The 22,897-nt window shown below is 44.1% G+C and carries 20 protein-coding genes and 1 pseudogene; 6 read left to right on the forward strand and 15 right to left on the reverse strand.

Annotation, left to right across the window (positions count from 1 at the left end; translation table 11 throughout):
- Nucleotides 1-2: 2 nt before the first annotated feature.
- Genes AACS00_RS05440 through sapA form a run of 4 tightly spaced genes read right to left on the reverse strand, consistent with a single transcriptional unit; the run spans nucleotide 3 to nucleotide 4,450 of the window.
- Nucleotides 3-992, reverse strand: a complete 990-nt coding sequence (locus tag AACS00_RS05440; RefSeq protein WP_072669554.1) for a peptide ABC transporter ATP-binding protein — start codon at nucleotides 990-992, stop codon at nucleotides 3-5.
- On the reverse strand, nucleotides 992-1,879 hold the full coding sequence (gene sapC, locus AACS00_RS05445; RefSeq protein WP_072669553.1) for a putrescine export ABC transporter permease SapC: 888 nt from the start codon (nucleotides 1,877-1,879) through the stop codon (nucleotides 992-994). The genes AACS00_RS05440 and sapC overlap by 1 nt, the downstream gene beginning before the upstream one ends.
- Nucleotides 1,866-2,828, reverse strand: a complete 963-nt coding sequence (locus AACS00_RS05450; protein ID WP_110166734.1) for an ABC transporter permease — start codon at nucleotides 2,826-2,828, stop codon at nucleotides 1,866-1,868. The genes sapC and AACS00_RS05450 overlap by 14 nt, the downstream gene beginning before the upstream one ends.
- Entirely contained in the window at nucleotides 2,828-4,450 is a 1,623-nt protein-coding gene (gene sapA, locus AACS00_RS05455) for an ABC transporter substrate-binding protein SapA (RefSeq protein ID WP_110166735.1), read from the reverse strand. Before sapA ends, AACS00_RS05450 begins: the two co-directional genes overlap by 1 nt.
- 304 nt (nucleotides 4,451-4,754) lie before the next feature.
- Here sapA and AACS00_RS05460 point away from each other — a divergent pair.
- A pseudogene (locus AACS00_RS05460) lies at nucleotides 4,755-5,312 on the forward strand (DNA-3-methyladenine glycosylase I).
- Nucleotides 5,313-5,344: 32 nt separating this feature from the next.
- On the opposite strand, the gene AACS00_RS05465 reads toward AACS00_RS05460, so the two are convergent.
- Nucleotides 5,345-6,541 (reverse strand): cystathionine beta-lyase, encoded by a 1,197-nt coding sequence (locus AACS00_RS05465; protein WP_110166737.1) that lies wholly within the window; start codon nucleotides 6,539-6,541, stop codon nucleotides 5,345-5,347.
- A 32-nt stretch (nucleotides 6,542-6,573) separates the two neighbouring features.
- Nucleotides 6,574-8,028 (reverse strand): cardiolipin synthase, encoded by a 1,455-nt coding sequence (gene cls / locus AACS00_RS05470; RefSeq protein WP_110166738.1) that lies wholly within the window; start codon nucleotides 8,026-8,028, stop codon nucleotides 6,574-6,576.
- A 345-nt stretch (nucleotides 8,029-8,373) separates the two neighbouring features.
- On the opposite strand from cls, the gene AACS00_RS05475 reads away from it, so the two are divergent.
- Both AACS00_RS05475 and AACS00_RS05480 read left to right on the forward strand, forming a co-directional pair.
- On the forward strand, nucleotides 8,374-9,708 hold the full coding sequence (locus AACS00_RS05475; protein WP_110166739.1) for a sodium-dependent transporter: 1,335 nt from the start codon (nucleotides 8,374-8,376) through the stop codon (nucleotides 9,706-9,708).
- Nucleotides 9,709-9,970: 262 nt separating this feature from the next.
- Entirely contained in the window at nucleotides 9,971-10,669 is a 699-nt protein-coding gene (locus tag AACS00_RS05480; RefSeq protein WP_110166740.1) for a TIGR01621 family pseudouridine synthase, read from the forward strand.
- A 103-nt stretch (nucleotides 10,670-10,772) separates the two neighbouring features.
- Here the strand turns inward: AACS00_RS05480 and AACS00_RS05485 are convergent, their stop codons facing one another.
- The 5 genes from AACS00_RS05485 to AACS00_RS05505 form a co-directional block, all read right to left on the reverse strand.
- A complete protein-coding gene (locus AACS00_RS05485) occupies nucleotides 10,773-11,405 on the reverse strand; it encodes a CDP-alcohol phosphatidyltransferase family protein (RefSeq protein ID WP_072669545.1) in 633 nt (210 codons plus the stop codon).
- Nucleotides 11,398-12,045, reverse strand: coding sequence for an ATP-binding cassette domain-containing protein (locus AACS00_RS05490; protein WP_072669544.1), 648 nt, complete (start codon nucleotides 12,043-12,045; stop codon nucleotides 11,398-11,400). The genes AACS00_RS05485 and AACS00_RS05490 overlap by 8 nt, the downstream gene beginning before the upstream one ends.
- Before the next feature lie 3 nt (nucleotides 12,046-12,048).
- Nucleotides 12,049-13,707, reverse strand: coding sequence for an ABC transporter permease (locus tag AACS00_RS05495; RefSeq protein WP_110166741.1), 1,659 nt, complete (start codon nucleotides 13,705-13,707; stop codon nucleotides 12,049-12,051).
- 8 nt (nucleotides 13,708-13,715) lie between these two features.
- Complete coding sequence (locus AACS00_RS05500) at nucleotides 13,716-14,861, reverse strand: ABC transporter substrate-binding protein (RefSeq protein WP_110166742.1); 1,146 nt, start codon at nucleotides 14,859-14,861, stop codon at nucleotides 13,716-13,718.
- A 230-nt stretch (nucleotides 14,862-15,091) separates the two neighbouring features.
- Nucleotides 15,092-15,535: an META domain-containing protein gene (locus AACS00_RS05505; RefSeq protein ID WP_110166743.1), complete on the reverse strand. Its 444-nt coding sequence runs from the start codon at nucleotides 15,533-15,535 to the stop codon at nucleotides 15,092-15,094.
- Nucleotides 15,536-15,742: 207 nt separating this feature from the next.
- On the opposite strand from AACS00_RS05505, the gene AACS00_RS05510 reads away from it, so the two are divergent.
- Entirely contained in the window at nucleotides 15,743-15,997 is a 255-nt protein-coding gene (locus AACS00_RS05510) for a DUF1289 domain-containing protein (RefSeq protein WP_072669540.1), read from the forward strand.
- 183 nt (nucleotides 15,998-16,180) lie between these two features.
- Here AACS00_RS05510 and AACS00_RS05515 read toward each other — a convergent pair whose 3' ends face one another.
- Nucleotides 16,181-16,399: a hypothetical protein gene (locus AACS00_RS05515; RefSeq protein ID WP_072669539.1), complete on the reverse strand. Its 219-nt coding sequence runs from the start codon at nucleotides 16,397-16,399 to the stop codon at nucleotides 16,181-16,183.
- Nucleotides 16,400-16,603: 204 nt separating this feature from the next.
- A complete protein-coding gene (locus AACS00_RS05520) occupies nucleotides 16,604-17,860 on the reverse strand; it encodes an aromatic amino acid transport family protein (RefSeq protein WP_110166788.1) in 1,257 nt (418 codons plus the stop codon).
- Between the two features lie 401 nt (nucleotides 17,861-18,261).
- Between AACS00_RS05520 and AACS00_RS05525 the strand changes: the two genes are divergently transcribed.
- Nucleotides 18,262-19,125: a DMT family transporter gene (locus AACS00_RS05525; protein WP_110166789.1), complete on the forward strand. Its 864-nt coding sequence runs from the start codon at nucleotides 18,262-18,264 to the stop codon at nucleotides 19,123-19,125.
- Nucleotides 19,126-19,222: 97 nt separating this feature from the next.
- Here AACS00_RS05525 and AACS00_RS05530 read toward each other — a convergent pair whose 3' ends face one another.
- Both AACS00_RS05530 and AACS00_RS05535 read right to left on the reverse strand, forming a co-directional pair.
- A complete protein-coding gene (locus tag AACS00_RS05530; RefSeq protein ID WP_181397472.1) occupies nucleotides 19,223-20,602 on the reverse strand; it encodes an L-cystine transporter in 1,380 nt (459 codons plus the stop codon).
- 272 nt (nucleotides 20,603-20,874) lie between these two features.
- Nucleotides 20,875-21,564 (reverse strand): NAD(P)H-binding protein, encoded by a 690-nt coding sequence (locus AACS00_RS05535; protein ID WP_110166745.1) that lies wholly within the window; start codon nucleotides 21,562-21,564, stop codon nucleotides 20,875-20,877.
- Between the two features lie 248 nt (nucleotides 21,565-21,812).
- On the opposite strand from AACS00_RS05535, the gene AACS00_RS05540 reads away from it, so the two are divergent.
- Nucleotides 21,813-22,841 carry a succinylglutamate desuccinylase gene (locus tag AACS00_RS05540; protein ID WP_110166746.1) on the forward strand — a complete coding sequence of 343 codons (1,029 nt, stop codon included), beginning with the start codon at nucleotides 21,813-21,815 and terminating at the stop codon, nucleotides 22,839-22,841.
- Nucleotides 22,842-22,897 lie beyond the last annotated feature (56 nt).

Genomic DNA, 22,897 nt, shown 5'->3' on the forward strand with positions numbered 1-22,897 from the left:
GCTTATGACTCCATATTCAGTGGAAAATGACAGGCGAATTTATGGCTTTTGATAAACCGAGTGGCCGGGACTTCGACACATTGACGCTGAGCATACGGACAACGGGGCCCTAAGCGACAGCCAATAGGTAAATGCTGTAACGGGGGAATGGAGCCTGGCAATGATTGCAGTTTCTGTTTGTGAGGGATCCAGTCACTGAAATCGGGCATCGCTTTGAGAAGCGCAACGGTATAAGGGTGCTTAGGTTCAGTCATGATCTTAGGTGTATCGGCGGATTCCACGGATTGACCGCAATACATAACAGTGATGCGGGTTGCCCATTGGGTAATGGTGGTTAAGTCATGGCCGACTAACAAAATAGAGGTATTATTGACTTGGTTCATTCGGCTGAGTAAACGCAAGATTTGTGACTGAGTAATGGGGTCTAAGTCATTTGTCGGTTCATCGGCGATCAGTAATTTCGGTTTTGCCGCGATAGCCATGGCAATCATCACTTTTTGGCATTCACCATCGGTTAGCTCATAAGGGTAGCTTGCCATGATTTTACGATGGTCTTTGATACCGACTTTATGCAGCAAAGCAATGGCTTGCTTTTTGCGCCAAGTAAATCGTTCCCACCAACGCCCTTCAAAAGTGCGAAAAGGAATTGACTCAATTAACTGTTCACCCACCTTATCAGAAGGATCAAGACAGGTAGAGGGTTCTTGAAAAATCATGGCAATGTCACGAGCGATGACTCGTCTGCGCTCACGTGGTGTCAGTTGAAGTAGGTCAATATTACCAAGACGCATCCTATCGGCGGTAATACGCCAGTTATCTTTGCTCACACCTACAATCGCTTTAGCGACTAAGCTTTTACCTGATCCAGACTCACCCACTAAGCCCCGAATCTCGCCTTCATTCATGGTTAAGCTCATCCGATCTACGGCTTTCACTAATCCCTGCGGCGTATCAATTTCAATTGTGAGATGGCGAATATCTAACAGAGGCATTATTCCACTCCTGCGTTTAAGGCTTGACGCACGCCTTCGCCGACTAAGTTAATCATTACCACGGTAAACATAATCGCGATACCGGGTAGGGTTACTGTCCAAGGTGCTAAGTAAATCAGCTCGACGGAATCACCGAGCATGGCTCCCCATTCGGTACTGGGTGATTGAGCGCCTAGACCTAAAAAACCGAGGGCAGAAATATCTAAAATGGCCACTGAAAGTCCCAGCGTTATCTCTGCCGCAATGACGGGCAGTACGTTAGGTAAAATGGAATACCACAAGAGGTAAATATCGCTCGCTCCATCAAGACGAGCGGCCAAAATATAATCTTTCTCTACCTCGTTATGCACAGCGATATAGACCGAGCGAACAAAACGTGGAATTAAAGCCAAACCGATCGCCAGTAAGACATTAAATTCTCCAGGGCCTAAAAAAGCGACGAAGATTATCGCCAGTAGCAAGGAAGGGATAGACATGACCGTATCTAATAAATGATTGAGAGTGCTTGATAACAGCCCTTTAGTCATTCCGGCTAAGACTCCAATTAAACATCCTATCAGTGCTGCGATAAAAGTAATCAATAATCCTGCGCCCAACGTTGAGCGAGATCCATCAATCAGGCGAGATAAAATATCACGCCCAAAGTCATCAGTGCCTAAAAAGAATTTAACGGTTCCGCTAGGATCCCAAGATGGCGGCATCAGTAATTCACCGGATTGACTGTGAGGATCGTGAGGCGTGATCCAATAGGAAGTCAGCGTGAGAAAGAGGATGATTAACAAACACCACAATCCAAACATTGCGAGATTATTGGCTTTGAAACTCCGCCAAAAACGCTCAAATTGAGTAGGGATGTGCTCTTCTTGGTAAATACTATTTGTTAGCATACCACTCTTTCCTTATCAGAGGGTTGACGAGAGTTCCGACGAGATCGGATAAAATATTGGCGGTTAATACCAATACCCCAATCACAATTACCCCTGCTTGCATGGAAACATAATCTTTATTAGAGAGCGCTTCTAGTAGCCATCGACCAATACCAGGCCAGTTAAAAATCGATTCAGTAATGATCGCCAGGGTCAGCATGCTAGAGAGCTCAAAACCAAATTTAGGGATAATCGGTGGAATCGCATTAGGAAGAACATGCTGGGTGATAATTCGATAATACGATAACCCTTTAATACGAGCGGCACGGATATAGTTTTGAGTCATGATGTTGGAAACCGATGCGCGCATTAATCCGATCACTTGAGTGGTTGGGGCTAAAGCTAAGACTAAGCAAGGTAAGATCATGTGTTCAATGACACTTTGTAGCGCATAATGACGATCTGGTCCTTGAGCAAGAAAGGCATCAATTAATGCAAAGCCAGTAATGGGTTGAATCTGATAAAGCAAATCGTAACGTCCGGCCACGGGCAGTGCTTCATAATTGAGGGAAAATAGCATGATCATCATCAGTGCAACCCAAAAAATCGGAGCAGAGTAACCAGAAATTGAGGTAAAAGAGATCGCTGTATCTACCCATTTACCTTGCTTCATTCCAGCAATGGTGCCGACAGGAATTCCAATCACAAGAGCAAGCGTAAAAGCGATGAGACACAGTTCTAAAGTGGCAGGAAAGACGACCCACAGTTCTTCTATGATTGGTGTACCGCTTTTATTGACACCAAAATTAAAACGAGCCAGATCTTGCACATAAGACCACCAGCCTAACCAATAGTTTTTTTCTAGTGCATGGGCGTTAGGCTCTAATCTCAGTAGGCTATAACCGACTAAGGTTAGAATAAATAAAGTCACCACAAAGAGGTTAAAGCGACGAAACGTATAGCTAAACATTATTGACTGATCCTCTCGATAGTATTGAAAGGTTGTACATTAAACGGACTTAGCTGAAAACCAGACAGTGAGGTTGTGTACGCTTTAAATTGTTTACCATGCGCTAAAGGAATAATTGGAAACTCTTGGTTAAGGATGTTTTGTGCTTGAGTGTAAAGATTTAGCCGATAGCGTGGTCGTTCAACTTCCCTTGCCAGATCAAGGAGAAAATCAAAATCATCATTACACCACATAGCGACATTTAGTCCTGCGCGATTGGCACTACAAGAAAGCAAAGGGCGTAAGAAATTATCCGGATCACTGGTGTGTCCAATCCATCCGGTCAGCAGTAAATCGACCTCGGTACGTTGTGACAGTTCACCTCGCTGTAGACGATCTTCCGTAACCAAATGTAGCGTAATACCAACCTCGGCTAATTGAGTTTGGATCAACTCCGCCGTTTTTCTTGGGCTAGGGTTATAGGCCCGAGGCTCATTAGGAACCGACATGGTGAGTTCCAAACCTGATGATACGCCAGCTTCACGTAATAGAGCGAGTGCATAGTTACGATCATAGCGAATTTGTACCGTATCTTGTTGATAGGCCCATGAGCTGGGCGGCAGTAGGTTATAAGCAATACTGCCAGTACCGTAGTACACCGAATCTAAGATATTTTGCCGATTGATCGCAAAATTGAGCGCTTTACGTACTCGAACATCATTCAGTGCCGGATGGGAAGTATTCACGGCGATAAAAGCAATATTCATCGCCGGTTTAGAGCTGAGAGAAAGATGTGGCTGATTTTCGATGATCGGTAATTGACTAGCAATGGGTGATGTTAACACGTCACATTCGTGACGCAATAACTTGGCCAGTGTTCCGGTACCACGTTGGGAGATATCGAAAACAACTTGCTGCATTTTTGCTGGTCCATTCCAATAGTGCGGATGACGACGTAAGCGAATCAGGTCAAGGGGTTGATATTCATCCAAATAGAATGGTCCGGTACCGACAGGATGGGTGTCAATATTTGCTAATTGATTGCGGGTTTGCAGTTGCTGTGCATATTCCGCAGAGAGAATAACGGCGTGTGCTGTAGAGATATTAGCCAAAAAGGTATTATCTGGTCGAGTCAGGGTAAATTTTACTGTATTAGTGTTTAACGCTTTGACGTCTTTGATGGTACTAGGGATATTTAAGCTCGTAAACCAAGGGTAGCTAGCGTTATTGATATTATGGAACGGATGCGTAGGGTCAATAATACGCTTGAAACTAAAAACGACATCTTCTGCATTTAATGTCCGAGTTGGAGTAAACCAACGTGTAGTTTGGAACTGAACGTCTGAACGTAGGGTAAAAATATACTCAGTTCCTTGATTTGTTGCATACCATTCATTGGCAAGGCTTGGTTGAACGACATGAGAATCTGGCTCTATGGTGAGCAAGGTATTATACAATTGTGGACTTAAAGCTTCGGAAGTGATGCCACTATCAACCAACTGAGGGTTAAATGTACTAGGGCTACCTTGTCCACAGTAGACAAATCCAGATTGGCGGATTTGATGATGTTCGATACTTTCACCACATCCAATTAGCAACATTAGGCCAGATAAGCCTATGGTGTATCGTAATAAACTATTCATAATAGAAGTGCGCATCTGAGCAACGAGACTAAGCAAGATCTGCTTATTCTACTTGAAGTTGCTGTACTAGCATACCCAAGTAAAGCGAAGAGATACTTTTCGAGGAAAATTGATACGTTAGCAAGGCGTGGTTGATCGTTCGAGCTTAGCTTTGAACGATGAGTATCGATTTTAAGCACTACAAAAATCATCGTGAAAAGTTATCACTCCTGTCGATTCGATTGCTTTTTATTCTCGGTCATCACAGTATAGCTGAATAATTTTATCCTTTGAGCTTAACCAAACATTCAACGAGTAGGTAACAATGACGAGTAATTTAACCTGTCCATGGGCACTAAAGCATTCTCTTGAGCGTGAATATCACGATACGGAATGGGGCAGGCCGGTCTATCTGGATCGGGTACTGTTTGAATTCATCACCTTAGAAGGCGCTCAAGCGGGCCTGAGTTGGTTAACGGTGTTAAAAAAACGTCAAGCTTATCGGCAAGCGTTTGCTAATTATGACTTGAACGTATTAGCTCAATACGATGATGCTGATGTTGAATCGATCATGAGCCAGTTTGATGTGATTAAACATCGTGGAAAAATAGCGTCGGTGTTTACTAATGCTCGTGCTGCGATAGCGATACAGAATGAGTACGGGTCATTGAGCGATAAATTATGGTCTTTTGTTGGCGGAGAGCCAAAAGTCAATCATTGGCAAAGCGCAGATCAAGTTCCGACTTACAATGAGGAGTCGAGTGCCATGAGCCATTATTTAAAGCAACAGGGCTTTAAATTTGTCGGACCGACGATATGATATGCTTTTATGCAGGCGGTAGGTATGGTTAATGATCACCTCTTGGGTTGTCCATGCCGATAACCCAATCGTTCAGTTATCGGCTAGCAGGATGTTCAGCTACGCGAATCTAATACGGTTTGATAGCGAGCAAGCCCTTGTTCAAGATCAGCAATTAAATCTTCTACCGCTTCTAAACCAATATGTAAACGGATTAAAGTCCCGTCAAAATTGGGTCGAGAGACACTTCGTAACTGGGTAAAGCTTTTCGGTTCATTCGCTAAAATTAAGCTTTCAAATCCCCCCCAAGAATAACCCATACTAAAATGTTGCATACCATCGAGCAGAGCGGTGGTTGCACGCGGATAGCTGGTTTTAAGAACAAATGAGAAAAGTCCGTTGCCACCAGTGAAATCACGTTGGAAAAATTCGTTTCCCGGACAACTGGCGAATGCCGGATGACGAACCTCATCCACTAAAGGATGAGTGGCTAACCAATTCGCCACCGCAAGGGCATTTTGTTGATGTTGCTGTAAACGGACCGCTAAGGTTCTTAATCCACGAAGACCTAAATAAGCATCATCAGGTGAAATGCATTGACCCATTAAATAGCTATTTTCACGTAATTGGTCCCAATATTCCGCTTTAGCAACGGCAGTACCAAGCATCACATCGGAGTGACCAACAATGTATTTGGTCGCCGCTTGAATCGATATGTCAACACCATGCTGTAACGCCGCAAACTGAAGACCAGCAGCCCACGTGTTGTCCATCATCACAATGATATTATGCTGATGAGCAATACGAGCTAAAGTCGGAATATCTTGAACTTCCATGGTGATAGAGCCAGGCGACTCGGTAAATAAAATTTTGGTATTGGGTTGGATAAGCGCGCTGATCCCTTCACCAATCATCGGGTCATAATACGTCGTTTCAACCCCAAATTTTTTGAGTATGGTGTCACAAAAATCGCGCGTTGGTTCATAACAAGTATCGACCATGAGTAAGTGGTCTCCAGATTGAACAAACGCCAGAATTGCATTGCTGATCGCCGCGGCACCGCAAGGGTAGAGTGCGCAACCTGCACCGTCTTCTAATTCACTCATCGCTTCTTGAAAGGCGAAATGAGTGGTGGTGCCTCGGCGACCATAAAAAAGAGTCTTATTGGCTCGGTTTACGGTCGCGTGATGCTTATCGGCAACCGTCTCAAAAACAATGGTTGATGCGCGTTGAACTGGAGGGTTGACGCTACCTTGTGTCCATTTTTTATCTCGACCAGCAGTGATCAATTGAGTCTTTTTATTGTGTGACATGTCAGAGTCCTTGTCTAAAGTTTCCTAGTCGATTACAGAAGAGGATTGAACAGGTAAAAGACCCGCTCTAAAAAGCGATGACCTAAGGATCGCTTCTCCCACTCACTGGCTTGGACGGCTTGTGATTGGTCGATATAACTTTGTTGTTGCCAATAGAGTTGTTGGGTAAATTCTTGATCATCAACGGCTAGCGTGACTTCGAAATTAAGCCATAAGCTACGCATATCAAGGTTAACGGTGCCAACTAAACAGAATTTTTCGTCAATAACGACCGATTTGGTATGCAGTAATCCACCATGAAATTCGTAAATAGTGACGCCTGCTGCAAGTAACTCTTCGTAAAATGAACGAGAGGCCCATTGCACCATCATTGAGTCATTTTTTTGCGGAATAATCAATTCAACCGTGATCCCACGCTGTGCCGTCATTTTTAACGTGGCCAATAAATCAGCACTTGGCACAAAGTAAGGCGTGGTAATACGTACGGATTGATTAGCCTGATGCATAGCAAGAATCAATACTTGTAAAATTAAATGCTCCGGCATTCCCGGTCCGGATGGCACGACTTGTATCGGGTGCTGGGGTTGGCTTGTATCGAGTTGACACTCTGGAACATTAGGTAACATCCGCGACCCGGTTTCTACCTCCCAATCCCAACAGTGGATAGCCGAGAGGACATTAACGGTAGGTCCGGTGATACGCACCATAATATCAATCCATTGCCCGACGCCAGAGTCTTGCTTAAAAAACGCAGGGTCGACCATGTTCATTGAGCCGGTATAGGCAATGCTATCATCGATGACGATAATTTTACGGTGCTGACGAAGATCTAAACGGCGAAATAGCATCCGCCAAGGACTGACTTGCAGCGCTTCAACCACATGAATGCCAGAACTGCGCATTAATTTGTACCAATGACTACGGAAAAATTTCGGGCTCCCTGCGGAGTCGAGCAACAGTTTGACATCGACGCCGCGTTTAGCCGCTTGAATTAAAGCCGAGCCAACGGCATCCGCCAGACCACCGGGATACCAGATATAAAACTCCATGCGAATATTATGTTGCGCTTTTTCGATATCAGCGATGATCGAATGGAGGATTTCATTAGGCGAGTTTTGTAGCGAGAGTGTATTGCCGCTTAGCGCCGGAATTCCCATGCGACGGTTGCATAGTTCATCAATTTTATAGATATGAGCGCCCATCGTTTCAGGCATATGCGCTTGGCAGTCATTGAGTGTTCGAAACCATTCCCCAAACGGCTTAAACATCTCTTTTGCTCGCTCGGCTCTAGTTCGGCCAAGGTTGAGCTCCCCGAACATGAAATAACAAATCACGCCCACAATAGGAATGATGTAAATGATCATTAACCAAGCGAGGGAAACACTCATGGCCTTTCGCTTAAGAACAACACGTAGAGTGACCCCTGCGACCAGTAGCCAATAAATCACGATGCCTGCTAACGTTAAAAAGTGATAAATCTTATCCATATACTCACGGTATTGATTGTTGTCTATGTGGATAGTAAAGGGAAAGCGTCAGAGAAGGAAGGGTCGAAAGGTGATATGAAACAGAACTGTGCAAAAAAGTGATCGCTAAAAGAATAACGGGATTGAGGAGCGTAAGATGATCAATCGGTCGAACAAAAAAGCACCAAACAGACAAAAGAGGCTTTATCTTGGTATTTATTTAGAGGGTTCGGGCTTCCAATTTTATAATTAAACTGTTTTACTTGCTATATCCACGTTGATAGTCGATCTTTGTTTTGGTGTATATTTTTTTGTACATATTAAGGGCGATTAGCGCGTTTACAATTACATGATGGTATCTATTTTATGGCGAGTAGTTCTCGAGGCCAATTCACCTCCCGATTTGGTTTTATTATGGCAGCAGCAGGTTCTGCGGTCGGTTTGGGTAATGTTTGGGGATTTCCGACTCAAGCAGCGAGTAACGGTGGTGCGGTTTTTTTAATCGTCTATTTACTGATGGTGTTCTTGTTAGCGTTTCCTATGCTGGTGGCCGAATTGACCGTAGGGCGTTATGGGCAATCTAACCCGATACGCTCGTTTCGTGCGGTATGGCCAAAAGGCAAGTTCGGTGCCATCTTACTTGGCGTTGTCGGTATGGTCGTCGTCTCTTTAATTCTCAGTTTTTACGCGATTGTTGCTGGTTGGCTATTAGGGTCATTATTTGGCAGCAGTTTGGAATTGGTAGGCATAGAAGGTGCTAGTCAATGGTTAACCAGTTTTGGTACTGAGCGTAACTTAATTCTGATGATGGCTTTTATGGCGCTAACCATGTTTGTGGTCAGTAATGGTGTCGCGAATGGGATTGAAAAGTGGTCAACTCGTCTGATGCCTCTGCTATTTATCCTATTTGCTTTATTGACGGTGTACATTTTCACTCAGCCAGGCGCATGGGATGGGTTAACCATGTACTTAGTACCCGATTTCAGTCATCTGACACCACAACTGATTGTCAGTGCGATGGGGCAAGCGTTCTTCTCGCTGTCATTAGGTGTGTGTGTGATGACCACTTATGGCTCTTATTTGAAGAAAGAGACCAATATTCCTAAAACGGCAGCTCAGGTAGCACTGATTGATACTGGTGTTGCCTTTATTGCTGGTTTGATGATCTTACCTGCGATGTTCGTGGCGAAACATAATGGCGTAGAAATTTTTTCTGCCTCGGGTGAGTTACTTAATTCAGACACTTTGGTGTTTACGGTTCTACCTGCGATGTTTGATACTATGGGCACCGTTGGTACTTTGATCGGTTTAGTGTTTTTCTTGTTGATGGTTATCGCTGCATTAACTTCATCAATATCAATGCTTGAAGTGCCCGTGGCCTGTGCCACTGAAGAGTTGCAGCAGAGCCGCCGTGCTGCGGTGCTGTGGATTGGAGGTTTAGTTACGTTATTTTCAGCGGTGATTGTATTTAATTTCTCGGCCTTATTTGGTTTAGTGATTCAATTTACTACCGTTTATTCTCAACCAATTATTGCTCTCTTGATCACTTTAATGGTCGGTTGGATTTGGCATCGTAACCACATTCTCAATGAGTTAAAGCAGGGTTATCCAGAAATCGAACAAAGCTGGTTTTGGAAAATTTGGCCTACGTATGTGCGTATCGTCTGCCCCGTGTTGATGTTATTGGTCTTTTTTGCCTAAATAACTTGTTTAATTTTCTCCCCAAACACCGTCTCTTATGACGGTGTTTGTGTTTATGGGGTATTGAATAAGTGGTTATGAACTTTCAGCATTTGTTGATGCCTAGCTACCATTCCACCTTGTTCGCGACAGAAACCGTCGGTTTCGCTTATTAACTAAACCTAGGTGAAACTTAGTCGTTGCTTTATGATCCTAGCTATCTATTTTTAATCTACAGTCTGAAGTCGCTGTAGGTGAATGTCGTTTTTATTCGGAAAATACCATGTTTGATATAGTTGTGATGCATACGGATTTTTTAGTCGTTAATAAACACCCTAATGTTTCTGTTCATAAAGATGATGGGGAGACGATGTTGCTGCATGAAATCGGGCAGCAAAGTGGCGATACACAACTGTATTTGGTGCATCGCTTAGATAAAATGACCTCTGGTTTGCTCCTGCTCGCCCGCAATGCGGCGGCAGCCAGTGAATTGTCGCAGGCTTTTGCTAAGCGAAAGGTTGAGAAATATTATCTCGCAATAGGTGCTAAAAAACCGAAGAAGAAACAAGGGTTGATCAGTGGTGATATGCAACGTTCACGTCGAGCCAGTTGGAAACTAGTACCAACTTATGATAACCCCGCCATCACGCAATTTTTCTCTTTACCGGCTGAGCCAGGCGAGCGGCTGTTTTTATGTAAACCGCACACTGGTAAAACCCATCAAATTCGAGTAGCGCTCAAATCGATAGGCTCGCCTATCGTCGGTGATCCGATTTATTTGCCGACTAGCCAAGCGGATCGTGGCTATTTGCATGCTTTTGCTTTGCGTTTCCCTTTTCAGGGCACACACTTTGAATTTGTTTGTGATCCAAGAAATACTCCTGTACTGGGCGAAAAATGGTCTTCACCTATGGTTAGTCAAGGTATTGATAGTTGGATCAAACCTTGGAAGATCGTCTGGCCGGAGATCAAAGCTCGCTGAGCGAAGTGTCGTGATGAGTTGCTATATTAACCGTTGAATAGTGTCGTTCTTTTTCGGGTCACCCATTAGTGATACTGTCACTAATGGGTTGTGTAGGAACGTCTTAATGTGAGTTATTGGTTTTCTCTAATGTTGATAGTGTATGAAAACCAGAATAGAGCCGTGTCCCAGTTGTCATCCAGCAAGCCGCTGCAAACAGATAGGCAATCAGTGAAAAATGATCAGGAAAGAGACAAAATAGAACCAAACAGACGATCGTTTCTGTCCCTTCGGTTAATCCACTCATATAATACAAAGACTTATGTTGATAAATAGGGTTGATGATCCCGTGCTTGCTGGCCATGACGGCAAAAGCGAGAAAACTGCACCCGGTACCAATGAACGAAAAAATCAAAAAAGCGCCCGCAATGCTGTTTGCTTCGGGATTCGCGAGAATAAAACCAAAAGGGATTAACGAATAAAACAGAAAATCTAAGCTAATATCGAGAAATCCCCCTGCATCAGTGAGTCCTTGAATTCGCGCTAATGCTCCATCCAGCCCATCACAAAGCCGGTTAGCGAGGATCAGCCATAAAGCCAAGGTATACTGCTCTAATAATAACGCTAGAAAAGCCAAACACCCCAAAGCAAAACCGAAGAGTGTTACTTGATTAGCGGTCACGTTGAGTTCATCCAATTGCTCTGCCGCATAGGATAAGGGGCGGCGAATAACCGGGATAATGTAGCGATCAAGCATTGAGTTGCTCCTCTGGCCATTGGATTACGCGATCACAGTGAAGCACATCTTCTTCATCATGAGTGACCATTAAGGTTGGAATTTGCGAGGCTTTTAACTGTTCAAATACCCACTGGCGAAATTGTATCCGTAGTGTTTTATCTAATTTACTGAACGGTTCATCAAGTAGCGCTAGGCGAGGTTGAGCGAGCAGCATACGCAGCAAACTGACTCTGGCTCTTTGTCCACCTGACAGTTGATCTGGGAAGGACTCCGCTAAAGCGAGTAACGATACGTTCTCTAAAGCTTGTTGCGCTTGTCGTTTGCGATGTTGACCTTTGACTGCATTAGGTAAAGCAAAGGCTAAATTTTCCCACACATTAAGATGCGGAAACAGCAAGTCATCTTGGAACAGTAAACCAATTTGACGTTGATGCGGACGCAGCGTGGTTAAGTCTTGCTGGTTAAATGTCATCTTTCCACGATAACGAAAATCGGTAGGTAAATGTCCGGCAATAGCATTGAGTAAGGTCGATTTACCACAGCCGCTTGGCCCCATTAGACTGACGATCTCACCTCGATGAATGGTTAAATCAAAGTGGTTTAGCAGTGGCTGGCCATCTGGCTTATATAGGGTAAGATCTTTGAGATAAAAACTCATTAGTTAACGGCTTCTTGTTAAAGATTGAGGCTGAAAGGCGCGACTAAGAATAATCGCAAGCAAGAAAAAAATAAACGGTAGCACGGCTTGCCAAAGGGCATAAATAGCCATTACCCGGCGGTCAAAACCACTGGATAGTGTCACTGCTTCGGTAGTAATGGTGGCGAAGCGACCGCCCCCAAGCATCAGCGTTGGTAAATATTGCGCTAAACTCACACTGACTCCTACTGCCCAAGCGTAGAGCATAGCCGGTCTCAATAGTGGGGCTTTGACTTTACAAAAGATAGACCAATCACTTTTACCTAAACTGGTGGCGATTTTATGGTAGTCAGTAGGATAGCTTTTCCATGCCCCATCAAGCGCAAGATACACCAGCGGAAAGGCAAAGAAGAGATGCCCCCAAATGACCCATAAGACATAGTTTGAGCCTGCGATCAGCAAGGTGAGAATTTGCACGCCAAACAATAAAGAGAGCGCAGGGACTAGCATTGGCATGACGATCAAATAGGTCGGTACTGAGCGAGGCGAAGCTTGACGATATTCATGAGTCAGGACAGCAAAAAGCAGTGCTAGACTACCACTGACCAGTGCTAAACCAACACTTTGATAGAGGGCAGGTAGCATTGTCGGCCACTCCGCTAGCCAAAATCGCCAACTGTATTCGCTGGGCCACAACTCAGGAAAACGCCAGCGCTGGGCAATGCTCCATAACATCATCAGAGGGAAAATACTCAAAGAAATAAAGCACACTAAACAGAGTAAGCTTTTTCCTGGTAAGAATAAGGCGTAACGGCCTGACCACATCCATTGGTGGCATAAGCCCAAGAGTATGCGCTCAATCAGTAATACTAACAGCAGCATGATACTCGCTAATCCTAAGAGCAGTAACGCGCCAGCGGCGGCGCGGGGAATTTGCTGCAAATCGGCATCACTGAACCATTGCCAGACTAAGACGGCGAAGGTCGGAGGGGTATTCGGACCTAAAATTAGACTGAGATCGACCACCGAAATACCGTAGCTAGTGACGGCAAATAAGGCAAAGCGCATTTTAGATAGCCATTGTGGAAAAACCAACTTATACCAAGCTTGACGAGGTGAGTAGCCGAGAGAAGCCGCAACGGTGAGTAAGGACGGAATACGTAACTGTTGTACCACCGAGAGGCTCATCAAAAGCAGAAAAGGAACTTCTTTTAATGCTAAGGCGATAGTGAGTCCCAATGCGTAGGGATCTTGAACTAGCCAAGTGGCACCTTGAGTAGAGGGTTGATAACCCGATATGGCATGGATCAAACGCGAAACCATTCCTGTCGGTGCAAATAGGAAGGCAAAGCCAATGGCAAAAGCAACATGAGGAAGAGCAAGCAGTGCGGATAACGCATGTTCAACCCTTCGCCAATATGGAGAGTGCCAAAGCGAGGCTAAAATAGCAAAACTGATCGCTAAGGCAAGGTAGGTGCTCAATAGGGTTGAGCTAAGCGAGAGCAGCAATGAACGTTCAATACCTGTCCATTGCCAAACTTGCTGAAAAGCCTCGACGCCAACACTATTCAATCCTACGGCGGGGATATAACCCAATGCAGAGCTGACGATACCGAGCACTCCAGGAATGATCGGTACAACGCAAATCAGCAGTACGCCCCAATAAGCCAATCTTAAGCGCATAATGATCGTTATTGACGATGACCGTAACGACGCTGCCACTCTTCCCCTAACGCGGTTTGCCAACTGGGATGAGGTTCATCTATCGAAGGATACAATATTGAACGGCTGGCAGAGCCGCTAAGGTACTGCCTTTGGATAACGGCAGGATCTCCCCAAATAGCCAAATCCCCTTTACGAGATTGGGCTTCAGGGCTAAGTAAAAAATTGATTGCGACTAAAGCGCCCGCTTTGGCATTGGCATTCCAAGGGATAGCCAAAAAATGAATATTGGTTAGAGCGCCGTTTTGCATCGCGTAACTTTGTGTACTTTTCGATAGCTTACCCGCAGCTTGAGCGGCAAAAACAGCATTAAGATTAAAAGTAATCGCAAGATCAATTTGTCCATCATCCAGCAACTGGATCATTTCGGATGAACCGGATGGAAATTGTCGCCCCGATCGCCAAGCAACGGTATGCAGTTGATCCAAATAATCCCATAACGGTTTGGTTATAATGGCGAAAGAAGCTGGATCAACGGGTAAGCCTAATGCGGCATCGTTAGCGGTTAATTCAATCAATAATGCTTTAAGAAAACTGGCACCATGAAATTCAGGTGGGCGAGGATAAGTGATCCGGTTAGGGTATACCTTGGCATAACTGAGCAATTCTGCAAAAGATTGTGGTGGATTATTGAGCTTTTGGCGGTCATGAATAAACACCAACTGACCGACTCCCCAAGGGGCTTCTAACCCTTCTGTGGGTTCAGCAAAATCGCGATCAACAGGAAGTGATGAGTCGACGATTGCCCAGTTGGGTAGCATGCCAACGATCGGACCGTATAATAACCCATTATCTTTCATGGACTTGAAATTCGCACCATTGATCCACACCATATCAACACTACCAGCATCATTCCGGCCTGCTGCTTTCTCTGCGACTAATCGACTGGCCGTTTCGGCAATATCAGACACTTTAACATGTACTAAATTGATATCGTGCTGTTGTTTGAGTTGTACAGCCGCCCAACGTAAGTAGTTGTTGACTTCTTGACTACCGCCCCAAGCATGGAAGTAGACCGTTTCTCCCCGAGCTTGTTGAGTGATCTCTTGCCAAGATTGAGCGTGAAGCGCAAACGACAGTAAACTTGCGCAGAGTAGAGCTAGCCAATTTTTCATTATTATCCTTAATCTTTTTTTCTATTGAGGGTGGCGTTGATCGCTAATGCAGAGCCATTTTGCTACAGGAGTCCGCAGTCCTCACCCTTTATCGAACAGTCACATCAATCCATTATGAAGGAAAATGATTAAATAAGTTAACCTTCTGTGTAACAAAATTAGCTTAATAAAAAAGACAGCTTTTTGCTGTCTTTATATTACTCACTGGGAATATGAAAAACCGATGGCGTTTACTTAACCCAATCACTCAACGTGAAAGTCAACGTATGTACTTGGTTTGTTAAGGTTAGCGTTTCTTCGGTTAATGTTACGTCATTCCAGTCACTTAATGATTGAGAGACGAGTTGCTCAGTATCCATAACATCACCGATACACATTTTCATCGTCATGCCCATTCTTTCAATACGCAGTTTGTTATCTTTTAGCTCGGCTTGACCGAAAAAGTTGTTACAGCCTGCATTTCCACTGGCCATCATTTTTTCGCCAAACTCGAGTCTTGGTGCATCATAATGCTCATCAATGACCAACGGCTGCCCATCAATATGAGTCAGTTGCCAATGATGATGCTGCAGTGCGTCGGCAGTAATCTCGGTTTTATCTTGGTAACCTGCACAAGCAGAGAGTAAGACCGGTAAGGATATTGCGGCAAGTAGGGTTTTTGAACTAAGCTTCATGTGAGAACTCCTAATCAACAATCGGATATCAAATAGCATCAGGACAACCTAATCACGTTAAGTTGATGAGATGATTGGCATAGAGTATAACGGGCCATGGTTAAGTTGTGTTAGCGGACTGTCATGCCTAAAGCGTGGGCGATCATGAGCTAATCGCTAACCGAATTTTTTATGGGGTCAGATAGGACATAAAACAATGGAGTGGTTATGGAGCAGTTGGAGTTTTTCCAGATCCCAAGCCCTTGTGTGGGTGTCTGTAGTGTGGATGAGAAAGGCTATTGTCAGGGCTGTATGCGTAAAAGAGAGGAACGTTTTACGTGGCTAGACATGACGCCAGCTCAGCAACTGCATGTCATCCATCTTTGTCGGCAACGTTATCGGCGTAAACAACGTTCGCAGCAGAATCAGACCAAGAATAGGGTGGAAATGGTTAACGAGGATCGACAAAACGAACTGTTCTAGCCGATAGTGTCGTTTTTTCAGAGCAGTCAGTGTGGTGAGTGGCGGTTAAGCATCAAACGAAATCCATTTCTAATGACAACATTACCTATCATACCCTAAGGACCAATCTGTTGGTTCAATCTAGCTTAATGTTCAGACTTCGCATCGGTAGGGTACGAGCAATAAAATAGCTAGTGAATTGGGTTATTTATTATCCCAATGATCGCTAACCCATCCCCCAGCATGCTCATCAAAATGCAAGCCAGAGAAAGTCCGTTTCGGGTCTTGTTTCGGTTGACTGGTTTTGCTGTGTATTAATGTATTGATATATTGCGCCATAGGATCGGCTTTGGTAGGAGAGGTGTTGCGTTTTGCAACCTCTTTAATCATTTGCAGACGTGAAGTTGCGCTAGAGCGTTTCATGGAATAGCCTCCTAATGTGATGAAGATTACATTATAAGGTACGACTTGGTTAAATATTAGTCAATGAGTTCTGCAAGTATTTTAACCAAGGTAGATCAGTGATTGAACTAACCCTCTGATAAAAAAGAGGGTTATCCATGAGCATGATGATTTCCTCTCCAGCGATAAGTTTTCGGTGGAGAGGAGAGAAGAGACCTGCGAGATTTAATGAAGTAGGCGATAAAGCAAAGCCGAGACAGCCATCATGCCAACAGCAAATACAAAGTAAGTGCTAAGGTGTTTTTTATAACCAGTGAGGGCGCTAACACGGTAAACGGCAATCATTGGCATGATAAATAAAATTAAGGCGATAACTGGCCCAGATAACGCTTCCATCATGCCCAAAATACTTGGATTGAGTATTGCCGCCGCCCAGATAGTCAGAAATAGAAATCCAATTCCTAATTTATTCGCCTGAGCGTAATTCAAAGAACTGTGCTTAGTCAGCAATCCATTTAGGCTCTCACGAGCGCCTAAAAAGTGTCCTAAGAACGAGGAGGTAATGGCAATAAAAGCGACCAATGGCCCAAGTGTTGCAATAAACGGATTATCAGTCGCGTTCGCCAAGTAAGACAAAATAGAGAGATTTTGCGTCTTAGCGTCAAGGAGTTGTTCGGGGGATAGTGTTAATACGCATGAAAAAACAAACAGCAAAACAAAAGCAATCAGCACTATGCTGGTGCGTTTTAGTATATGTTCACTTTTCTTTAAGGCTTGTTGCTGATAATGGCGTCGCTGCTTATGAGCAAAACTAGAAATAGCCGCAGCATAACTGAATGAAAAAACAATCACAGGTACCGATAGCCAAGCGGTATGGATAAATTCACCAGCACTCGGCAAAGCAAGAGAAGGCAGATGCCAGCGGGGAATCAAATAGAGCGATAAAGCCGCTAAAATAGCTGCCAGTGGATAAACCATGACGGCAAACGCGCGTAACATGATTTTTTCACCGCTGAGCATAATCGCAATCAAGCCACTGACCAGAACACCAGAGAGTAACCAACGAGGCAGAGCGCTGAGCTGCGCTTGGTTAACCCAGAAACTATCAACAGTATTGGTCAGTCCCACGCCATATATTAATAAGATAGGGAAAATAGACAGAAAGTATAACCAAGCAATCGCTCTGCCGGCCGTGACTCCAAAGTGTTCTTCAACCACATCCGTAAAGTCACTGTTAGGATGAGCAGAAGATAAAACGAATCTTGCTAGGCCGCGATGAGAGTAGTACGTCATTGGGTAAGCGAGAAGCGCCATAATCAATAACGGCCAAAACCCACCAAGCCCTAGATTAATGGGTAAAAAAAGAATGCCAGCACCCACGGCAGTACCAAATAAGCTGAGTGACCAATAAGTGTCATGTCGATTCCAGGCGGTCTTTTCTGGAGTGATGCTGAAATGCAATGTTTCTTGGGAGTCTTTCACTGAAATTAGAGCCATATAGAAATGATAATGTGGTAAAACTTATCACATTTAGTGGATGAAGGATTTTTGTGGTGGTGGTCACATTCACTGATTAATCCTAAGTTGCCGGCCCAATGGAACTATGTAAAAGTGAAAATATTGGTTTTTTATTCTAATTTAATTGTTTTTATTGGGTTTTAATTTCTATTTTAAGTTAATTTTTAGAGTTGTATGAATATGAGAACGGCTGTTCTTGATGATTCAGATATCGAATCAATCTCTATTTATGTGTTGCTTGCAGATGGGGTGTTAACACGTTATAGCAAAGCTAAATCATTGATATTTAGTCGATGAAGAGTGGTTTTATTTTTACATTTGGCGCACAATCTGTTCACTCTTTCCTGCCTTTGTGTGACCTTACCATGATGGTTAAATTTCGCGCTGAATCGATTTTTGTATTAACAACATTGCTCGCTGCTGCGGGTTGGGTTTTCTCAAAACAAGCCATTGAAGAATTACCACCGTTTGGCTTTATTGGTTTGAGATTCATTGCTGCTTCTCTGATCTTGCTGCCGTTTTGTTTCCCTGCTTTAAAAAAAGCCTCTCGACAAGATTGTCTGCGCGCAATGGGGGTCGGTGTATTTTTGGGTGGGTCGCTCTTTTGCTGGATACATGCGATTTCATTGAGTCCCACCTTGGGTGAAGGTGCATTCATCATGAGTTTGTCGATGTTGTTTGTCCCTTTACTGGCTTGGCCACTACACGGTAATCGACCGAATCGAGCTTTTTGGCTGGCTTTTCCAATTGCAGTATTAGGATTGTTTCTGCTCTCTTGGAATGGCGTTTGGCAAATTGCGGTCAATCAGTTGTGGTTTTTAGCCGCGGCGATGGGGCTGGCATTACATTTTAACTTCAACAGTCAATACTCGGCGAAATTGCCCGCAATGTTATTAACCACGTTACAGCTTTTTACTGTCGGTTGTTTGGGGGTACTGCTCTGTTGGCTCTTTGAGCGTTGGCCTGAATCTGTCAGCCTCATGACTTGGAAGTGGTTTGCGCTGAGTGTGCTATTGGCTACGAGCTTACGATATCTGATGCAAACTATTGGTCAAAAGCATGCTAATCCAACCAATGCGGCGCTATTAATGTTATTAGAACCTGTGTGGACTTTGATTCTTAGTATGCTGGTTTATGCGGAAACTATGCCTTTGAATAAAATCTTTGGCTGTGCTTTGTTACTTTCGGCGTTAGCACTGTATCGTTTAGGGATCCTGCGTTGGCGATAATTAACAGCAGAATTAAGTGTTCATGGATAGAAAAAAGAGACAAAAAAGCCGACCAATATACAGGTCGGCTTTTTAGTGATTAAGCAATCGTTAATGATTAAGACGCTTGGACAGGTTGTGTTTCAGCTTCTGGCTCATGAGTTTGTTTCATGAGTCGACTGGTGATTGTTCCAGCCGTCATTGATCCCGACACATTGAGCGCAGTACGAGCCATATCAATCAAAGGCTCAATCGAGATAAGCAGTGCTGCGATTGTCACAGGTAACCCCATCGCTGGAAGTACAATCAGCGCGGCAAACGTAGCGCCACCACCAATGCCAGCAATACCAAACGAGCTAATGGTGATCATGGCAATCAATGACAAGATGAAATGGATATCCAGTGGGTTAATCCCCATTGATGGAGCAACCATCACCGCTAGCATTGCAGGATAAATTCCGGCACAGCCATTTTGTCCAATTGTTGCTCCAAATGAGGCTGACAAGTTAGCAATCACTGGTGGCACATTAAGCTTAGTGATTTGAGCTTCGACGTTTAATGGAATGGTGGCCGCCGAGCTACGTGAAGTAAACGCGAAAGTCAGTACGGGCCAAATTTTTTGGAAATAGGTTTTAGGATTAACGCCAACCAAAGCAACCAATAAACCATGCACAACAAACATCAAAGCAATGGCGAGATAAGAAGCGACAATAAAGCCGAGTAAGTTCAAAATGTCGCTTGCGCTTGAAGTTGCAACCATTCTCGCCATCAGAGCAGCAATACCGTAAGGCGTGAGAGCGATGATCATTTTAACCAATCGCATCACAATGGATTGCAGCGCATCAACAAAGAGACGAATAGGGGCTTCAAGTTGTTCTTTCTCTTGCATCACTTTACGTGCAGCAATACCGACTAAGATACCGAAAATAACCACCGCGATAATCGAAGATGAACGGGCTCCGGTCAAATCTGCAAAAGGATTTGATGGAATAAAACCGATCAGCATTTGCGGAATAGTTAAGTTAGCAACCGTTGATGCGCGAGATTCAAGTTGTCCCATCCGAGCAACTTCGCGTGTGCCTTCGGTTAGCCCTTCAGCGGTTAAGCCAAACGCATGAGTGATCAAAATACCTATCAAAGCGGCAATCGCTGTTGTGAACAACAAAATTGAGATGGTTAAAAATGAGATTTTACCCAACGAACCGCTGTTATCTAATTTCACTACAGCAGAAATCATCGACACTAATACTAATGGCATGATAACCATTTTCAGGAGTTCGACATAACCGCTGCCAACAATGGAAATCCATGAAAGTACATCACGGATAATAGGGCTGCCTTCGTTAAAAATAAGCTGAAGCGCTAGTCCAAAGGCACTACCAAGCACAAGACCTAATAGAACTAAGCGCGACAGTGAATGGCTTTTTTTCTGTTGACCAAACAGGAACAGCAAAATACCGACAAATACCGCGAGCATAGCGATAGCTGCAACTGACATAATAGACATCCTTAACAGGGATAAAAACAACATTGAATTTAACAATGCAGAGCGTTAAGTCCATTAACGTTATCTGGTAGTGTCATCCATCGCATTTCAGCGGCTACCGTTCTGCGTCAATCAATGATGTAGGTATAGAGGTAATAAGACAGGCTGAGAATAGCGTGATCCAAATCAACCTTAAAAGACCAAAACGGTATAATTTAGAACAAATAGTTATTGAATCCTTGGTTTGTATGTCTTATCGACGAGGTGGTTGTGAAATAAGCGGTTTATTGGTATTTTTTCAGCAAGTCACGCATTTCTATGGAGTGTAAAACCGCCACTCGTTTTGTTGATTGATCAAACAAAGCGTACAAGAGTGCTTGAGCGACCAGATCGGCGTCAATCGGGAGCAGATTTTTTAGGCGGCCAAATAGAAAAAAGCGCCCTAATTTCATAACACGTTGTAACCAAATCTCATCTTTTCTCGGCTGTTCACGTTGACCGACCAGAGGACCTGGACGGATAAAGACCACATGTTCAAAACCAAGTCGTCGAATGGTTTCTTCCATGCGTCCTTTGCAGCGTAAGTAATGGGAACGGGCGCTAGGATTGGCTCCGTAGCTAGAAACAATAGCAATTCGAGTCACGCCTAATATCTTCATGCTGTGCGCTACTTGGCAGACCAATGCAAAATCCACTTTCTCCAAAGCCTGTTTAGAACCAGCTTGTTTGAGTGTTGTACCCAGTGCGATAACGCCATATCGGGGACGAGGCTGCCGCTCTGGCCAATGGGTAATACTGAGTTCAGAATCAATCAACTCGGTTAATTTAGGGTGAGGCAGCGATAAACTCCGTCGATTCAAGGTATAGACATGCTCGATGGCTGGCTCTGCTAATAAACGTTGCAATACACAAGAGCCCACTAGGCCAGTAGCTCCAGCAATCATGATCACCGGATCTCGAGTTGTGTTATTCATATTGACTCCTAAAGCGCATCGATAGTCAGACGGTTTATGCTCAGCATATCCAGTAGTTGATTATCAGCACGAATAACCCAACTCTAGTGTAATAGCAATATTTAGTGTTAGAATTCGGGCAGTTAAATCCGTTTGTGATGCTTACTTGCAGGTTATTCAGCCTTCGGGTGTTGATAAGTGAGATCCTCTCTACATAAATTGGCTAAACAATTCTTTACCATACCCGCTGTGCAATAAAGGAGTAGCGCATGACGACATCCCTCTTTCGTCGATCTTTTCTTTTCGATAGTTTAGATATTGACCAGCCGATGCCAAGCGGAGAAATAACCACTCAAGCAGGTGTCAGGCTTAAATTGTGGCAACGTGGTGTTCTTGAAGTATTACCAGCACACTATTCTGCTGATAGTAAAAACATGGTCATTTCTTGTGGTGTTCATGGTGATGAAACGGCGCCGATGGAGCTGGTTGACAAACTCATTGACGATATCGTCAGCGGATTTCAACGTGTACAGCAACGCTGCTTATTTATCATCGCTCATCCAAAGGCCACCTTACGCCATACCCGTTTTATAGAAGAAAACCTCAATCGATTGTTTGATGATAAGCCTCATGCTGCCAGTTTAGAGGCCGATATCGCCAATCAGTTAAAAACGCAGATAAGCCAGTTTTTTGCTCAAACCGCCCCTGAGACTCGTTGGCATTTGGATTTACACTGTGCCATTCGTTTATCAAAGCACTATTCATTTGCTGTGAGCCCGAAAACTCGCCACCCAGTTCGTAGCCGTGCTTTAATGGAATTTATTGAGAGCGCTCATATTGAAGCGGTCATGCTTTCTAATGCCCCTGCAAGTACCTTTAGCTGGTTCAGTGCCGAGCATTTTGCCGCACAAGCGATGACTGTCGAGTTAGGTCAAGTGGCAAAACTGGGTGAAAATGATTTGGCACGCCTTGCTGCATTTGATCTGGCATTACGCGATTTAGTCGCGGCAGAGAAGTCGGAACATTTAGCGAAGAAAACCACTATGTATCGAGTGAGCCGAACGATTGTTCGCTTGCATGAAGATTTCGATTTTCGCTTTGGTGACGATGTAGAAAACTTCACTTCCTTTATGCATGGGGAAGTATTTGGCCATGATGGCGATAAACCTTTAATGGCGAAAAATGAAGGGGAGGCGATTGTGTTTCCCAATCGAAAGGTGGCGATAGGTCAACGCGCTGCGTTGATGGTCTGTAAAGTAGATACGCGATATGAAGACGATCAATTGGTCTATGATTAAGTAAAGCACTTGAGCTTCCATGGGGTTAACGATAAGGTTAGCCCCATTATTTTTTA

It is taken from the genome of Vibrio sp. 11986-1-5 (assembly GCF_963878025.1).
Lineage (GTDB): Bacteria > Pseudomonadota > Gammaproteobacteria > Enterobacterales > Vibrionaceae > Vibrio > Vibrio injensis.

Bases quoted from the DNA above. Each gene is read 5' to 3' on its own strand.
- AACS00_RS05440 (WP_072669554.1), bottom strand. From the start codon at position 992: ATGCCTCTGTTAGATATTCGCCATCTCACAATTGAAATTGATACGCCG.
- sapC (WP_072669553.1), bottom strand. From the start codon at position 1,879: ATGCTAACAAATAGTATTTACCAAGAAGAGCACATCCCTACTCAATTT.
- AACS00_RS05450 (WP_110166734.1), bottom strand. From the start codon at position 2,828: ATGTTTAGCTATACGTTTCGTCGCTTTAACCTCTTTGTGGTGACTTTA.
- sapA (WP_110166735.1), bottom strand. From the start codon at position 4,450: ATGAATAGTTTATTACGATACACCATAGGCTTATCTGGCCTAATGTTG.
- AACS00_RS05465 (WP_110166737.1), bottom strand. From the start codon at position 6,541: ATGTCACACAATAAAAAGACTCAATTGATCACTGCTGGTCGAGATAAA.
- cls (WP_110166738.1), bottom strand. From the start codon at position 8,028: ATGGATAAGATTTATCACTTTTTAACGTTAGCAGGCATCGTGATTTAT.
- AACS00_RS05475 (WP_110166739.1), top strand. From the start codon at position 8,374: ATGGCGAGTAGTTCTCGAGGCCAATTCACCTCCCGATTTGGTTTTATT.
- AACS00_RS05480 (WP_110166740.1), top strand. From the start codon at position 9,971: ATGTTTGATATAGTTGTGATGCATACGGATTTTTTAGTCGTTAATAAA.
- AACS00_RS05485 (WP_072669545.1), bottom strand. From the start codon at position 11,405: ATGCTTGATCGCTACATTATCCCGGTTATTCGCCGCCCCTTATCCTAT.
- AACS00_RS05490 (WP_072669544.1), bottom strand. From the start codon at position 12,045: ATGAGTTTTTATCTCAAAGATCTTACCCTATATAAGCCAGATGGCCAG.
- AACS00_RS05495 (WP_110166741.1), bottom strand. From the start codon at position 13,707: ATGCGCTTAAGATTGGCTTATTGGGGCGTACTGCTGATTTGCGTTGTA.
- AACS00_RS05500 (WP_110166742.1), bottom strand. From the start codon at position 14,861: ATGAAAAATTGGCTAGCTCTACTCTGCGCAAGTTTACTGTCGTTTGCG.
- AACS00_RS05505 (WP_110166743.1), bottom strand. From the start codon at position 15,535: ATGAAGCTTAGTTCAAAAACCCTACTTGCCGCAATATCCTTACCGGTC.
- AACS00_RS05510 (WP_072669540.1), top strand. From the start codon at position 15,743: ATGGAGCAGTTGGAGTTTTTCCAGATCCCAAGCCCTTGTGTGGGTGTC.
- AACS00_RS05515 (WP_072669539.1), bottom strand. From the start codon at position 16,399: ATGAAACGCTCTAGCGCAACTTCACGTCTGCAAATGATTAAAGAGGTT.
- AACS00_RS05525 (WP_110166789.1), top strand. From the start codon at position 18,262: ATGATGGTTAAATTTCGCGCTGAATCGATTTTTGTATTAACAACATTG.
- AACS00_RS05530 (WP_181397472.1), bottom strand. From the start codon at position 20,602: ATGTCAGTTGCAGCTATCGCTATGCTCGCGGTATTTGTCGGTATTTTG.
- AACS00_RS05535 (WP_110166745.1), bottom strand. From the start codon at position 21,564: ATGAATAACACAACTCGAGATCCGGTGATCATGATTGCTGGAGCTACT.
- AACS00_RS05540 (WP_110166746.1), top strand. From the start codon at position 21,813: ATGACGACATCCCTCTTTCGTCGATCTTTTCTTTTCGATAGTTTAGAT.